The organism is Paraburkholderia sp. NPDC080076, from assembly GCF_050281145.1.
Lineage (GTDB): Bacteria > Pseudomonadota > Gammaproteobacteria > Burkholderiales > Burkholderiaceae > Paraburkholderia.
Map to the genome: position 1 here is coordinate 1280247 of NZ_JBNNWQ010000001.1, position 14045 is coordinate 1294291.

Here is a 14045-nt window from a genome sequence, read left to right on the forward strand (position 1 = left end):
GGCTGGTTAGCTCTTCAAGGCGGTGCGAATCGATAACGAAGTATGAAGGAGGGCGCGCGTGCGGCTGTCCTCATTTTGGGTACAAAGAGCGGGGCAAGGCCGTGGCGGCGAAGCAGGCTCTCAGTCCGCTCCGCCCACATGCGATGGCTGGCGCGCATGCTGCAGGCTCGAGGCCGCCTGGCATTCCTCGATCATCGCGCGGAAGGTGGGGGCCGCGTGCGAAGCGCCGGTCGCGCCCGCCTCCGGCCCGCCTTCCGGCGCGCCGCCGACGCCGACCACCAGCGTCGCCCGCGGCCGCCATTCGCGCGTGCGCCGCAGCATGTTGCGCAGATACGGCGGCGATTCCGGCGCATCGAGCGAGACGATGCAGATGATCGGCGCGTCCTTGAAGCTCGGTTCGTCGGCGCGTGCGCTGCGATAACCCGAGTGCGTGGCCATCATCGGCGCGAGGCCCTGGCGGCCCAGCAACTGCACGGCGATCGCGGTGGTGACTTCGTCGAACGAACCGCGTCCGGGTACGCACAGCACGGACGTTTTTTCGGTTTCACGGCGCATCTGTGGCTGCGCTGAAATGTGGCTATCGTGGCGCTCGGAAAGATCGGCCGAGGCCGAAGCGAGCAGCGCGCTCGCGGTGTCGGCGGGTTCGCTGCGCGCGAGGCGGTCCGGCAAGCCGTCCGCGATTTCCAGGTTTTCGACGATGTCCACCAGCGCGTCGTTGATACGCTGCAACTGGTCCGGCATCAGCACGCCGCGCATCGCGTCGTTGCGGGCGAGCTTGAGGCCTTCGAGCGCGACCTTGTCGTAGTAGTCGATCAGCGACATCTCGCGCAACAGGCGCTCCGCCTGCACGATGGCCTCGTGCGGATCGTCCGCGAGCAGCCGCTGATAGAAGTTCTGCGCGGGCGTGAGCGCGGGCTGATCGCCCAGCAGCACCGTGAGAAAGTTCAGGCGGTCGGCGTAGCGGCCCAGCGTGACCACGCACAACGTGAGCGGCGTCGACAGCACGAGGCCGACCGGCCCCCACAGCCAGCTCCAGAAAATCGCCGCCACCACCACCGCGAGCGGCGACAGGCCGGAGCGGTGGCCATACAGCAGCGGCTCGGCAATCTGCCCCGCCACCACGTCGACGACGATGAACAGGATCAGCGTATAGACCGCCATGGTCCATTGCGGCTGAATCGCGGCCGCGAGGAACACGGCGAGAATCGCGGCGATCCAGATGCCGATATACGGCACGAAGCGCAGCAACGCGGCGATCACCCCGAACAGCAGCGCACCCGGCACACCGATGATGGCCAGACCGATAGCGATTACGCCGCCCGCGCTCAGATTCACACCGAGTTGCGCGACGAAGTAGCGGGAGAGGCGCACGGCGGCGTCGTTGATCGCGGTAGTGGTGCGGTGCAGATCGCGCGAGCCGAACAGACTGATCAAACGGTCGCGCAAATCCTCGCGTTGCAGCAGGATGAAAATCGTCACGACCAGCACGATAAAGGTCGTTTCGATCGGCGCGATGGCCGGCGACAGCGCGCGTTGCGCGAGTTGCATCGGCGTAGGCGACGGCTCGTGCACTTCGACCTGCTGCGGCACGGCGGGCGCGTTGCGCGCGGCGCGTCCGGTGGGACGCGGCGGGTTCGGCTTGGGCGGGGCCACGCGCTGCAAGGCGACGGCGGCGCGGCTCATCAGCGAATCGGCGCGGCCGACGGTTTTCTCCTGGACCGTTTCGATTTTCTGCTCGATCGCCTCCTGATACTGCGGCAGGTCGGCCGCGAGTTGCACCAGTTGCGCACCGATCAGCGCACCTACCGCGAGCAGGCTGGCCAATGCGAACAACACGGCGATGAAGATCGACGGCAGTTGCCCCATATGGAAACGCCGCAACATCTGCACGAGCGGAGCGAGCAGGAAGCTGAGCAACACCGAGAGCGTGATCGGGATCAACACCGCGCGGCCGAAGTACAACCCGCACACCACCACCACGCCGGTAATCACCGACGCGAGGCCATGCAGACTGGGCGTGCCCGGCGGGTAAACGCGGTTTGGCCGCCCGTGCGGCGGTAAGGATATTTTCATGAGCACACTTTCCGATTGAGACGCGCTGTCGTTCTTATGCTCGCCGCTCGCGGACACAGAGAGGGAGTCCGGGCCATACGCATGAGCAATTCATATGCCCGGATTGTAGGCGCTTTGACGCGGGACGGCCTATTGCTCAGCCCATGTGCAGACGCAGCAAGCCGAGCAATTGCGAGCTCGCATACAGCAGCAGGCCGATAAAGCCGCCGACAATCGTCCCGTTGATGCGGATGTATTGCAGATCCTTACCAATGTTCAGTTCGATCTGCCGTGACATCTCGTGCGAGTCCCAGTTCTTGACGGTGTCGCTGATATGGCGCGTCAGGAACTTCGCGAAGTCCGGCGCCATCGCGCGTGCGGCTTCCTCAAGGTGGTCATTGAGCGACTGGCGCAACGCCGGATCGTGCGCGAGTTCGCGGCCGACCCATTGGCCCATCGCCACCACGCGCGCATGCAGCGCCGAGTCGCTGCTTTGCAGATCGCGCTTGAGCCACGCGCGCAGTTCGCCCCACATGTCTTTCACATACGAACTGAGCGCGTCGCCTTCCACCAGATAGCGTTTCAGCTCCTCGCCTTTTTGCAGGAACGCGGGATCGGTTTTGAGCTTGACGATCAGCTTGTGCGCGGCGTCGTCGAACTTCTGGCGCAGCTGATGCGTGGGGTTCTCGCTGATCTGTTCGAGCATGCGGTTCACCGCCTTGGCGATGGCTTCGGCGCCTTTCTCGCCGAGCCATGCCGAAGGCAGAATCTTTTCGATCGTTGGGTACTCGCTTTTCACCCAGTCGACGATCCGTTCGGCGATGAACTCGCGCGCATGCGGTTCGCGCAGCAGCGCCACGACCTGTTCGATACCGGCGTCGAGCAGTTCCTGATGACGGCCGTCTTTGGTGAGCGTGTCGAGAATCGCGCCCATCGATTGCGACAGATCCACCTTGGCCAGCACGTCGCGCAGCGCGTCCTTGATGAAGACCTGGATACGCACGTCGTCGGTCAATTCCAGAATGCCGCTGGTGAGCTTGACGACGTAGTCGCCCAAACGCGCGGTGTTGGCCGGCTGCGTCAGCCAGCCGGTGATGCTGCGCGCCGGATCGTGCTTCTGGATCAGGCCGACTAGCGAAGGCACATCCAGAAACTTGTCCTGCACGAACACCGCGAGGTTGTCGGCGATCTTGTGCTTGTTCCTCGGAATGATCGCGGTGTGCGCAGAGACGATCGGGATCGGCACGCGGCGAAACAGGGCGACCACCGCGAACCAGTCGGCGAGTGCGCCCACCATCGCGGCCTCGGCGATCGCCTTGATGCCGTCCACCCAGATGCCGCGCGGCATGAACGCGGTCACCACGAAAACGCAGGCGGCGGCGAGCAACAGCAGTAACGGCGTGCGCTTGGCCTTCTTCAGTTCGATTGCTTTGTTCATCGGCGGCAGGGCAGCGGGTCTAGGTCGATTGAAATAATGTGGAGCGCTTGGCTCGCGCGTCCGGAAACGCGAGTGTAGCGCCGCTCGTCAGCGCATGGGCCAGGCCGCGCTGGCCGTCAAGGGCTAGCTTTGCCGCGTGGGCACGGTAACATCTGCGGTTAGACTGCGCCGCCTTGCCCGGCGAGGCAGATTGCAATTGAATGGAAGGGAGGCACAGTGATCAGGTTTCTGCACACCGCGGACTGGCAGATCGGCACGCAATTCGGCCAGTTCGAGCCGGACGAAGCGGCGCATCTCGCCGAGGCGCGTTTCGAGACCGTGCGCCGGATCGCCGGAGAAGCCGCCGCGCGCAAGGTCGATGCGGTGCTCGTGGCCGGCGACGTATTCGATCTGCAAACGGTCTCGGACACGGTGATCCGCCGTCTGTTCGGCGCGCTGCAAGCGTTCACCGGGCCGTGGATCATGCTGCCGGGCAATCACGACGCCGCGCTCGTCGAGAGCGTGTGGACCCGCGCGCAGCGTCTGAACTGCGTCGCGCCGAATGTGCGCCTCGTGCTCGAACCCGGCGTGGTGCTGCTGGACGAGTGCCGCTGCGCGCTGCTATGCGCGCCGCTCACGCAACGCATCACGTATGACGACACCACCGGTTTCTTCGATACGACGGAGACGCCGCCCGGCTATCACCGCATCGGGCTCGCGCACGGCAGCGTGAGTGGGATTCTGCAGGAAGGCATCGACTCGTCGAATCCGCTCGCGCCGTCGCGTGCCGCGAGCGCGCGTCTGGACTATCTGGCGCTCGGCGACTGGCACGGCCATCTGCGTGTCGATGAGCGCATCTGGTATGCCGGCACGCACGAGCAGGACCGCTTCCGCGCCAACGACCCCGGTTTCATGCTCGACGTCACGCTGAACCAGCCGGGCGCGTCGCCGGTGGTCGAGCCGGTGCGGGTCGGTCAATATCAATGGCATCGCTGGGACGAAACCATCGCCGTGCCGACCGATGTGGATACGCTGAAGGCGCGCCTCGCCACGCTGGGCAGCCACGACGTGCTGCGCGTGACGGTCGAAGGCACGGCTGCGCTGGCCGACGCCGAAGCGCTTCATGTCGCGGTGGAAGAAGCGCGAGCCCGCGTGCGGGCCTTGCGCGTCGACCTGAGCGGCCTGCAAGTGCTGCCCACCGACGACGACCTCGCCGAACTCGGCGCGCAAAGCGGCTACCTCGCTAAGGTGGTGGCGCGTCTGCGTGGCTTGCAGGAAGACCCGCAGTCCGACCCGCAAGAGGTCAAGCGCGCGGCCGAGGCATTGCTGCTTCTGGCGCGTTTTCAACGTGAATTGCCGCGCGAAGCGAGGTCCGCATGAAGCTGCAAAGTATTGCGATTCAGGAATTCAAGCAGTTCACCGGCAAGCTCGTCATCGACGATCTGCAGCCTGGGTTGAATCTCTTTGTCGGTCCGAACGAGGCCGGCAAGAGCACCATTGCCGAAGCCGTACGCGCCGTGTTTCTGGAGCGCTACAAGGCCTCGCATCTGAAAGACCTGTTGCCGTGGGGCAAGGCGAGCGGACAGCCGTCGGTCGAAGTGAGTTTCGATCTGGACGGCACGGCGTGCCGATTGTCGAAGCAGTTCGTCACGCGGCAGCGCTGCGAGTTGAAGATCGGCCAGAGCGCGTTCGGCGAAGATGAAGCCGAAGACAGGCTCGCGGCCTTGCTCGGTTTTTCACGCGCCGCGCGTGGGCCGTTGAAGGCCGAGAACGCGGGCGTTCCCGGTTTGTTGTGGGTGCAGCAAGGCAGCACGCAGGAGATGCGCGATTCCACCGGTCACGCGGCGCAGTATCTGCGCGATGCGCTGTCGCAACTCTCGGGCAGCCGCGAATCGGCGGGCGAAGATGCGCTGATCGCCGCCGTGCAGCGTGAGCTTCGGCAACTGCTCACCGCGCGTACGCAGAAGCCGACTGGGCCGCTGGCGGAGGCGGAGCAGACGCTGGCCAGGTTGATCGAAGAGCGTGGGGATCTTGAACAGCAGCGTCAACAGTTCGAGGCGAACATTGCGAGTCTCGCCGCGCAGCAGCAAGCTTTCGACGATACCCAGCGCAAGCGTCCGTGGGAGCTTCACGAGCAGAAGGCCTTGCAGGCGCAATTACGCGCCGATGCCGTCGTGCAACTCGAGGGCAGCCTGCGAGGACTTGAGCAGTCGCTAAAGGCGAGCGAAGCCGAACTGGCGCTGCCGTTGCAACAGGAGCAGAACGCGCTCGAACTGGAAGCGGCCGTCGCGCGCGAGCGCCAGCAACTGGACGCACTGCGGGCGAGCGTGGCGGCGGTCCAGGCCGAGCACGGGCAAGCGGTTTCCAGCGTGACGCAATTCGAGCAGGCTTTCGCCGATGCCAGCCGCGCGCTCGAACTGGCCAACGCGGCAGTGACCGCAGCCGATCTGCGTAGCCAGATCGGACTCTATCGCGCTGAGAGCGAGCGGCTCGAAGCATCGATCGCCGCAGCCAGCAAAGCGAACGACGCCGTGCTCGAAGCCGCGCGCGAGGCGGCCACGCTCGAAATCGACGAGGCGAAACTGAAGCGGCTTGCCGCGCTCGGCAGCGAGCTGAGCGTGCTGCGCGCCCGCACCGAAGCCGCGATGACGCGCATCGAATATCGCTTGAACGGCGCGATCACGGTCAACGATGAGCCGCTGAGCGGCGCAGGCGTGCTGCGTCTGGACGAGGAGAAGCGGATCAGTCTCGGCACGTTAGGCGACTTGCAGGTGATTCCGGGCGTCTCCGATCTGCCGGCCCGCTTGTCCGAACTCGCGTCGCTCGAAGCCCAGCATGCGCAGTTGTTGCAGGCGCTCGGCGTCGCCTCGCTCGCCGAGGGCGAGTCGAGGCACGAGCGTTGGAAGGCCGCGGTCGCGCAGCAGAAAAGCCAGGCGAAGATTCTCGACGTGCACGCGCCGCAAGGCATCGAGGCGTTGCGCGCGGCGTCGGCAACGGCCGCGGCGCGCATGCAGGCCGCCAACGAGCGGCTCGCGGGTCTGCCCGACGTGTCGGCTGCGCCGCCGCTCGACGAAGCGCGCCGCAACGCCGAGATCGCGCGCGACGCGTTGGAGGCCGCGCGCAAAGTGCTGACCCAGGCGGCCGATAAAAAATCGGCCGGCATGGCGAATGAGGAATCACTCGCGGCTCAGTTGCAGCGCAAGGAAGCGCAGTTGAACGACGAAGCGTTCCGCCGCAATCGCGCGCAGTGGCAGACGAAAATCGTCGAACAACGCGTGCAGGTCGAGGCATTGCGCAAGCAGCGCGAAGGGCGCGAGCGCGAACTGGAAGCAGCGCGCCTCGACGATCCGGCGGCTGAGGCGAAGCGCTATCGCGCGTCGGCGGAACTTGCGCGCGGCGAGCAGAACGATCGGCAAGTGAAGATCGCGGGATTGCGCAGTCAACTGGAGACGGTCGGCGCGTCCGGTCTCGGCGAGCGTCTGGCGGCGGTCGAGGCCAAGGTCGAGCAGGCCACGCGGCGCAAGGACGAACTTGGCTTGCGCGCGAGCGCGCTGAGTCTGCTCGACGAAGTGCTGGTCGACGAACGCGATGCCGCGGTGGCGCAATTGCGCGCGCCGTTGACCGAACGGCTGGGGCATTATCTGAAGCGGATTTTTCCGCAGTCGACGATCGCGCTCGGTGACGATCTGAGTCCCGCCACGCTGGACCGCTTCGGCCGCGCGGACACGCTCGATGCGCTGAGCTTCGGCACGCGCGAACAACTCGGCATTCTGACTCGGCTCGCGTATGCGGATCTGCTGAAGGCGTCGGGCCGGCCGACCTTGCTCATGCTCGACGACGCCGCCGTGCATACCGATGCCGCGCGGCGCGATGCGATCAAGCGCGCGCTGATCGACGCGGCCACGCGGCATCAGATCCTGGTGTTCACGTGTCACCCGGAGCTGTGGGACGATCTCGGCGTGAGGCAGCGGTCGATTGAGGATTTGAAGGTGGCGGCTTAGACGTCGGGCCAGGCGAGCACGGTGTCGGGGATGAATGAATCAGACCGCATGAATCGTGGCATGCGGCCGATGAATTTGCGTAAATTCACGCACATTTGCAGAAAGATCGCATCTCCGTCAGTCGGCATTTCCCCAGACACTACTGATTCCGAGTCTTCGCTGCGGTCTGCGCCTTTTGCCAACAGTAGTCAAATCTGCTTGTGTCGAATGCTTATGCATCTCCGCGTGACGACCGTCTGAACAGTCGCAAATGTCACGGGGGTGGTCAATGGCTCAAGACACGTTCATCAAGATTGACGGCTGCGACGGCGAATCGCAGGACGCCTCGCATCTGAACGAAATCGACGTAATCGGTTGGCGCTGGAAGGTTTCACAGGATGCAACCATGATGTCGGGCTCCGGCGGTGGCGCGGGCAAGGCCACCGTTTCAGATCTGGAGTTCACGCACAAGCTGGACCGCGCGAGTCCGAATCTGGCCAGATATTGCTTCACCGGCAAGCATATTGACCAGGTGAAACTGACCGTGCGCAAGGCCGGGGGAGTGCCGTTCGAATACCTGATGATCACGATGTACGACGTGGTCATTACCCAGGTCGAGCCGATCGGCGGCGGCGACGAATGCCACGAAGATGTTCATCTGTCTTTTTCTACGATGAAGCATGAGTACTTCGTGCAAAACGCCCAGGGAGGAAGCGGCGGTGCGGTGACCGCGACGCTGTATATCAAGAACAACACTACGAATTGACCGGGCGGGGGAAGAGGAGATGCCGGTTAAATGTACTTTTGTTCTTAATGGGCAGACGGATTCGGTCCTTTTGTGCGAGGGAAGCATCCCCGTTGCTGCCTTCTCGGGAACCGGTCACGGCCGGGATAACCCAGCTGATACTGCGATAGAAAACGTTGGACCGATTCCGAAGGGAACCTACTTTCTGGTTGATCGTCAGTCAGGGGGCTTAATGGGTTTTCTGTACGATTGGTTGTATGCGACCGACTCCGTCACTACCGACCGTCGAAAGTGGTTCACGCTCTGGAATCCAGCAACGGGAGACACGACCAATATCAATGGCATCAAGCGCGGTAACTTCCGACTGCATCCAATGGGGCACTTGAGGTTGAGTCACGGATGTATCACCGTCGTGAACCCTCAGGAATTCGATCGACTTCAGAAATTCATTCGTTCGAGGGGACAGACTGTGCCAGTGCCAGGCACAGCTTTACGAGCTTACGGAACGATCGACGTGAAATGAAAAAACGATTCGCAATCCGTCTTTCGATTTACACCGTTTTGACCGTGATATCGGGGATTGCTGGTTGGTACGCAGTGCATCTTCTCGACATACTTCCGGTCGAAATGTCCAGCAGCGAGGAAGCATTTTTCCTATTCTGGCTACGCTGCACGAACACGGAATATCTGGCAAATCCTGATGACATCAACGTGCTTGCGTGGCTGCTCTACTGGCTAGTTTCTACGTTATTGATTGCTTTAGCTCTGGCGAAATTCAAAGGATGGCTGCCTCGCTATCTCGTTGCAAGAAAGAGTGGCAAGAAGACTCCCAGGATGCCTTTTTCCGTAACCCTCATTGCATCTTTACTTGCACTTCTCGCCATTAGTGATCTTGGATGGTACCTGTCGAGTCCGTACACAACATACCCGTTGCATATCCCGTCATCTGTCAGTGCGATAGTCAGACTCTGGCTGTCAGTCACGGGCGAAGGCAGTAAGGCAGATAACGAGGGCGATATGTTGTCGTATGTCATGAACCTTTATTGGGCCGTGGCTACGCTACTTATCGGCACACCTGTGCTCGTCTGCTGCCTCGCGATACGCCGGTTCATACACAGAAAAACACCATAACCACCGCCTGCCCACTCACTCATACCACCGAGGCGTATAAACCCACTCACGACCTTCTGCCACGTTGCCAAACCGCCGCGTCGTCGACGACCCCACAATCACCATCGTGCGCATATCCACATCGGACGAGCGCAGTTCGCCTAGCGTGATCGTCCTCAGCGTGCTGCCGGGTCGACCGATGTCTCGGCCCAGCACCACCTGAGTTTGCGCCGCACGATACTCCCGCACGATATCCAGCGCTTTATCCAGCTGCCACGGCCGTGAGCGCGAAATCGGGTTATAGAACGCCATCACCAGGTCCGCTTCGGCGGCATGCCTCAGACGCTTTTCGATAATCGTCCAAGGCTTCAGATTATCGGACAGCGACAGCATGCAGAAGTCGTGACCCAACGGCGCACCTGCTTGCGCCGCCGTTGCCATCGCCGCCGATACACCAGGCACGATCTTTAGTTCGACCGCGGCCCAATCCGCGTTATCCGACGACTCCAGCGCTTCGAGCACCGCCGCGGCCATCGCGAACACTCCCGGATCGCCCGAGGACACCATGACCACCGCGCGTCCCTCGCTGGCCAGTTCGAACGCATGCCGCGCGCGTTGCATTTCCTCGCGATTGTCCGTGCCGTGAACGCGCTGGTCGGCGCGCAACGGGCCGGCCATCTTTACGTAGGTGTCGTAGCCGAGAATATCGGTGGCAACGTTGAGCGCCGTGCGAGCGGCCGGCACCATCAGATCGGCGCTGCCGGGCCCGAGACCGATCACGGTCAGGCGGCCACGCTTGCGGCCGATCGTGTCCGCATCGATGGCGAGCGGCGCCAACGCCAGCGCGACGCCTGCAACTGCATCGTCGTGCAACGTCTCATAGGGAATGCGCAGCGCGGCGTGCAGCAGGTTGGCAGGCGGCTTGCCATCTTCGGGGCGTGCCAGCGCGAAACGCAACGGCACGTCCAGGTTCGCCGCGGCTTCGGCAAGTGCCGGGTCCGCCATGCGATCAGAGGATGCCAGCAAGGCCGCGAGCGACAGCGGCGCGAGACCATGCGAGTCCAGTGCCTCGCGCACGCGCGCCACGATGTCGCCATCCACGCCCGTCACCGCCGCGACCACGCTGCGTGGATGAATCACCAGTTCATCCTCGCGTCCGTCCCATGCTCGCGGCGTCACGCGAATCGCAAGACGCGCCGAGGCGGAGCGGGGTAGTTGCGCGTCGTCGAGCCACGGCGCTTCGCCTTCGATGCGCGTGCTTTCGCCGGCCAGCAGGTCCGACACGAAGCGCTTGCCTTGGCCGATGTCGGCGAGCGTATAGCCGTCGGGCGGATTGAGCACGCAGGTGCCGAAACGTAATTCGCCACTCGTCGTGATGGCGGCCGGCACGGCCAGCATCGCGGCAATTTCGCGCGCCATCAGGTTGACGCCGGCGAGACCGCCGAGCAGCGGCACGACCGCGCTGCCGTCTTCGGCAACGGCCAGCACCGGCGGCTCGACGCCCTTATTCGACAACGATGGCGCGAGGCAACGAATCACGATCCCTGTCGCGCACAACGCGACGATCGGCGTGCCGCGCGCATACAGTTCCCGCAGATGCGCGCCGAGTTCGTTATACGACACGTCCGCTTCGACGCGTCCTTGCAACGCATGCACCTGGCTGCCGGCATACAACGCCTGAATGCGCCGCGCCGTCGCTAACGCGCCCGTGCCGAGAATCACGATCGCGGGCGCGCTCATCCTTGCCATTTTTCCCCCGGCACCACGAGCAGCGAGAAATACGGCGACGCCATCGGATCCACTTCGGCGAGCGGCACGATGCGTTGATTGCCCATCGTCGCGCGTTCGACGTAGAGCGCGCGGTCCGCGAGACCGAGTTCGCCGAGCACGCGCCGCACCTTGTCGAAGTTGCGGCCGAGTTTCATCACGACGGCGGCGTCGGCATCGGCGAGACGCCGGCGCAGTTCGTCTTCCGGCAACACGCCCGAGAGCACCGACAGGCTCTGGTTGCGATACACCAGCGGCGCGCCGAGCACGGCGGCGCCGCCGAGCATCGAGCAGACGCCGGGCACCACTTCGCTTTCATAGCGCGCCGCAAGGCGGTCGTGCAGATACATGTACGAGCCGTAGAAGAACGGATCGCCCTCGCAGATCACCGCGACGTCGCGGCCCGCATCGAGGTGAGTGGCGACGACTTCCGCGGCGGTGTCGTAGAAGTCGGCGATGATCGCTTCATACGAAAGCGGCGGTTCGAGCGCTTCGGTCGTGACGGGATACACCAGCGGCAGATGCTGTTGCGCGTCGTGCAAATGCGCCTCGATGATGCTGAACGCGTTGCCTTTCTTGCCCTTGGCGACGAAGTACGCGACCACCGGCGACGCCTTCAGCAAACGCAGCGCTTTCAGTGTGATGAGTTCCGGGTCGCCGGGGCCGACGCCGAGTCCGAACAAACGTCCTTGCGCCGTCATTTATTCGACCTCCGTGGCCAGCGCGTTCACCGCGGCTGCCGCCATCGCGCTGCCGCCGCGCCGGCCATGCACCACCACGTAGGGCACGCCGCGGCTGTCGTCGGCGAGCATGGCTTTGGATTCGGCCGCGCCGACAAAACCCACGGGAAAGCCGAGAATCAGCGCGGGTTTGGGCGCACCGGCGTCGAGCATATCGAGCAGATGAAAGAGGGCGGTCGGCGCATTGCCGATCACCACGACGCTGCCCCCCAGATGTGGCCGCCACAATTCGAGCGCCGCCGCCGAGCGTGTATTGCCGAGTTCGCGTGCGAGCGACGGCACGTCCGGATGCGCGAGCGTACAGATGATTTCGTTGTGCGCCGGCAGCCGCGCACGCGTGATGCCTTGCGCGACCATGCCGGCATCGCACAGGATCGGCGCGCCTTGCGCGAGCGCCTCGCGGCCCGCTGCGCCCGCGCCTGCGGACGATTGCAGATCGTCGATCACGTCGACCATGCCGCACGCGTGGATCACGCGCACCGCGAGTTTCTCGAGGTCGGCGGGAATGCGCGACAAGTCGGCCTCCGCGCGAATCGTCGCGAAGGATTGGCGATAGATCTCCTGACCGTCGCGAATGTAATCAAGCATCGGTGTCACTCCGGGCGAGGCGTTCGAGCATGTCGGCGGCCTGGCCGATCGTCAGTTGGCGCGCGACGCACTGGCCGAAACCGGGCTGGCCGTCGCGTCGATAAAGGTCATAGAGGCCGGGCGCGGCTCCGAGCAGCGTGTACGGTGCGCAATGCGCGGCGGCGCACGAGCGCGAGCAGCCGCTCAGATGCACGTCGACGTCCGCAGGCAGGCGGGCCGCGAGGCGCAGCGCGTCGGACTTGGTGTCGGCGAGGCCCTTCGCGCAGCCGCTCGATCCGGCGCACGCGATCAGGCGCGTGATGGCTTGCGCGGGATCGCAGGCGAGACCGAGCGTGTTCAGACCGGACAGCACTGTCGGGACGGCGTGCGTGGCGATGTCGGGTAGCAGCACGCTCTGCCAGGGTGTTAGGCGAAGCGTGCCGTTGCCGTGCTGTTGCGAAAGTGTCGCGAGGCCGTTAAGGGTGTCGGCGTCGAGGCGTCCGAGCGACGGCTGGCCGCCGACGTGCCAGGTTTCGGCCACGCGTTGAGCGTGGGCGCCGAGGCGGAGGCTGGCGTCGGCTGGTGTAACGCGATGCCACTTGGCCAGCTTCGCGTTCTGCGTCAGTGGGAAGTCGAGATATCGCTGAGCGTGACGCAGTACAGCATTGACGGAATCCGCGGCTAGCAGATGGCGCATGCGCGTGGCGTCGGCGGCAGCGAGGTCGAGGAATGTGAGGAGCAGCGCGCGGACTAGTGCGGTGACTTGCGAAGGAACTATCGCGGCTAATGCGCCTGTGCCGTCTGCGCGGGGCTTTTCCGGTGCGATGCGCTCGTTGTGTGCTAAAGAGCCAGCAGACTCGCTAACAGGCGGACAACCCGCCAACCCGAACACGAACCGCACGCCATCCGCCTCTTGCGATGCCGCCAGCCACACATCGTGCGGATGATCCACTCTCGCGAGCCGCTCGCCGCCGTCCAGCAGCAGCGCGAATTTCGGCGATAGCGCCGCGAGACGCGCTTCGCTTTGCAGCATCGTGAGCAACTCGGCGCATAGCGGGCGCGTGTCGAACAGGGCGAACGGATCGCGTCCGGCAGCGGGGCTGATCATTACGTTGCGCACGTCGTCGGCTGCGGCTGCGGCTGCGGCTGCGGCGAGTGCGTCCGCAGCGCTCTCGTTCTCAGCTTCCGTATTCACTGCGTTCGCGATGGTTGCATCCGTCGCGTTCTCGCCTTCCGCATCCACGGCGTCCGCTATCCCCGTCTCCACAGCGTTATCCGCCACCGTCCTATCCGCAGCGTTCCCCGCGCCGGTCGCCGGCATCGGCCCGAGACCCGCATCGACCAAAGCCGCAATCAAGGCCGCCTCGTCATCGCGCTTCACCCCACGCACCTGCACATTCGCCCGATTGGTCAGCTCGATCACCCCGGCCGCGTACCGTGCGCTGGCCTGCGCGATCGCCCGAGCCTGCGCCGCGCTCAACTCACCGCCGGGCAACTTGATCCGGCAAATCCCGCCGTCGCGCGCGGCGATGATGCGCAGCAGCCCCGGACACGCCGAGGGCCGCAGCGTGAGAGCCGCGTCGGATAAAACGGTGGAAGGCGAAGCTTGATTCAAGACGGACACCGGGTTTAGCGTCGCGCGACGGCCCGAGCAAGCCGCGAGGCGG

The 14045-nt window shown here is 64.4% G+C and carries 11 protein-coding genes; 5 read left to right on the plus strand and 6 right to left on the minus strand.

Features of this window, described 5'->3' with window-relative positions:
• Positions 1-120: 120 nt before the first annotated feature.
• Positions 121-2073, minus strand: coding sequence for an AI-2E family transporter (locus tag ACQKRQ_RS05760; protein ID WP_408180977.1), 1953 nt, complete (start codon positions 2071-2073; stop codon positions 121-123).
• 136 nt (positions 2074-2209) lie between these two features.
• A complete protein-coding gene (locus tag ACQKRQ_RS05765; protein ID WP_132377339.1) occupies positions 2210-3490 on the minus strand; it encodes a DUF445 domain-containing protein in 1281 nt (426 codons plus the stop codon).
• A 216-nt stretch (positions 3491-3706) separates the two neighbouring features.
• On the opposite strand from ACQKRQ_RS05765, the gene ACQKRQ_RS05770 reads away from it, so the two are divergent.
• From ACQKRQ_RS05770 to ACQKRQ_RS05790, 5 genes are all read left to right on the plus strand, one after another.
• The gene (locus ACQKRQ_RS05770; protein WP_427475633.1) at positions 3707-4849 is read left to right on the plus strand and encodes a metallophosphoesterase family protein; all 1143 of its coding nucleotides are present in this window, start codon (positions 3707-3709) and stop codon (positions 4847-4849) included.
• Positions 4846-7470, plus strand: coding sequence for an AAA family ATPase (locus ACQKRQ_RS05775; protein ID WP_427475635.1), 2625 nt, complete (start codon positions 4846-4848; stop codon positions 7468-7470). Before ACQKRQ_RS05770 ends, ACQKRQ_RS05775 begins: the two co-directional genes overlap by 4 nt.
• A gap of 268 nt (positions 7471-7738) precedes the next feature.
• Positions 7739-8215 carry an Hcp family type VI secretion system effector gene (locus ACQKRQ_RS05780; RefSeq protein WP_427475637.1) on the plus strand — a complete coding sequence of 159 codons (477 nt, stop codon included), beginning with the start codon at positions 7739-7741 and terminating at the stop codon, positions 8213-8215.
• A gap of 19 nt (positions 8216-8234) precedes the next feature.
• On the plus strand, positions 8235-8717 hold the full coding sequence (locus tag ACQKRQ_RS05785; protein ID WP_427475638.1) for a DUF2778 domain-containing protein: 483 nt from the start codon (positions 8235-8237) through the stop codon (positions 8715-8717).
• Positions 8714-9325, plus strand: coding sequence for a hypothetical protein (locus ACQKRQ_RS05790; protein WP_427475640.1), 612 nt, complete (start codon positions 8714-8716; stop codon positions 9323-9325). The genes ACQKRQ_RS05785 and ACQKRQ_RS05790 overlap by 4 nt, the downstream gene beginning before the upstream one ends.
• 15 nt (positions 9326-9340) lie before the next feature.
• On the opposite strand, the gene cobJ is transcribed toward ACQKRQ_RS05790, so the two are convergent.
• The 4 genes from cobJ to cobG are packed head-to-tail and all read right to left on the minus strand — an operon-like array spanning position 9341 to position 14002.
• A complete protein-coding gene (cobJ, locus tag ACQKRQ_RS05795) occupies positions 9341-11044 on the minus strand; it encodes a precorrin-3B C(17)-methyltransferase (RefSeq protein ID WP_427475642.1) in 1704 nt (567 codons plus the stop codon).
• Positions 11041-11772: a precorrin-2 C(20)-methyltransferase gene (locus tag ACQKRQ_RS05800; protein WP_427475644.1), complete on the minus strand. Its 732-nt coding sequence runs from the start codon at positions 11770-11772 to the stop codon at positions 11041-11043. The genes cobJ and ACQKRQ_RS05800 overlap by 4 nt, the downstream gene beginning before the upstream one ends.
• Entirely contained in the window at positions 11773-12399 is a 627-nt protein-coding gene (locus ACQKRQ_RS05805; protein WP_427475646.1) for a precorrin-8X methylmutase, read from the minus strand. It lies immediately after the preceding gene.
• Positions 12392-14002, minus strand: a complete 1611-nt coding sequence (cobG, locus tag ACQKRQ_RS05810; protein ID WP_427475648.1) for a precorrin-3B synthase — start codon at positions 14000-14002, stop codon at positions 12392-12394. The genes ACQKRQ_RS05805 and cobG overlap by 8 nt, the downstream gene beginning before the upstream one ends.
• Between the last annotated feature and the right edge of the window lie 43 nt (positions 14003-14045).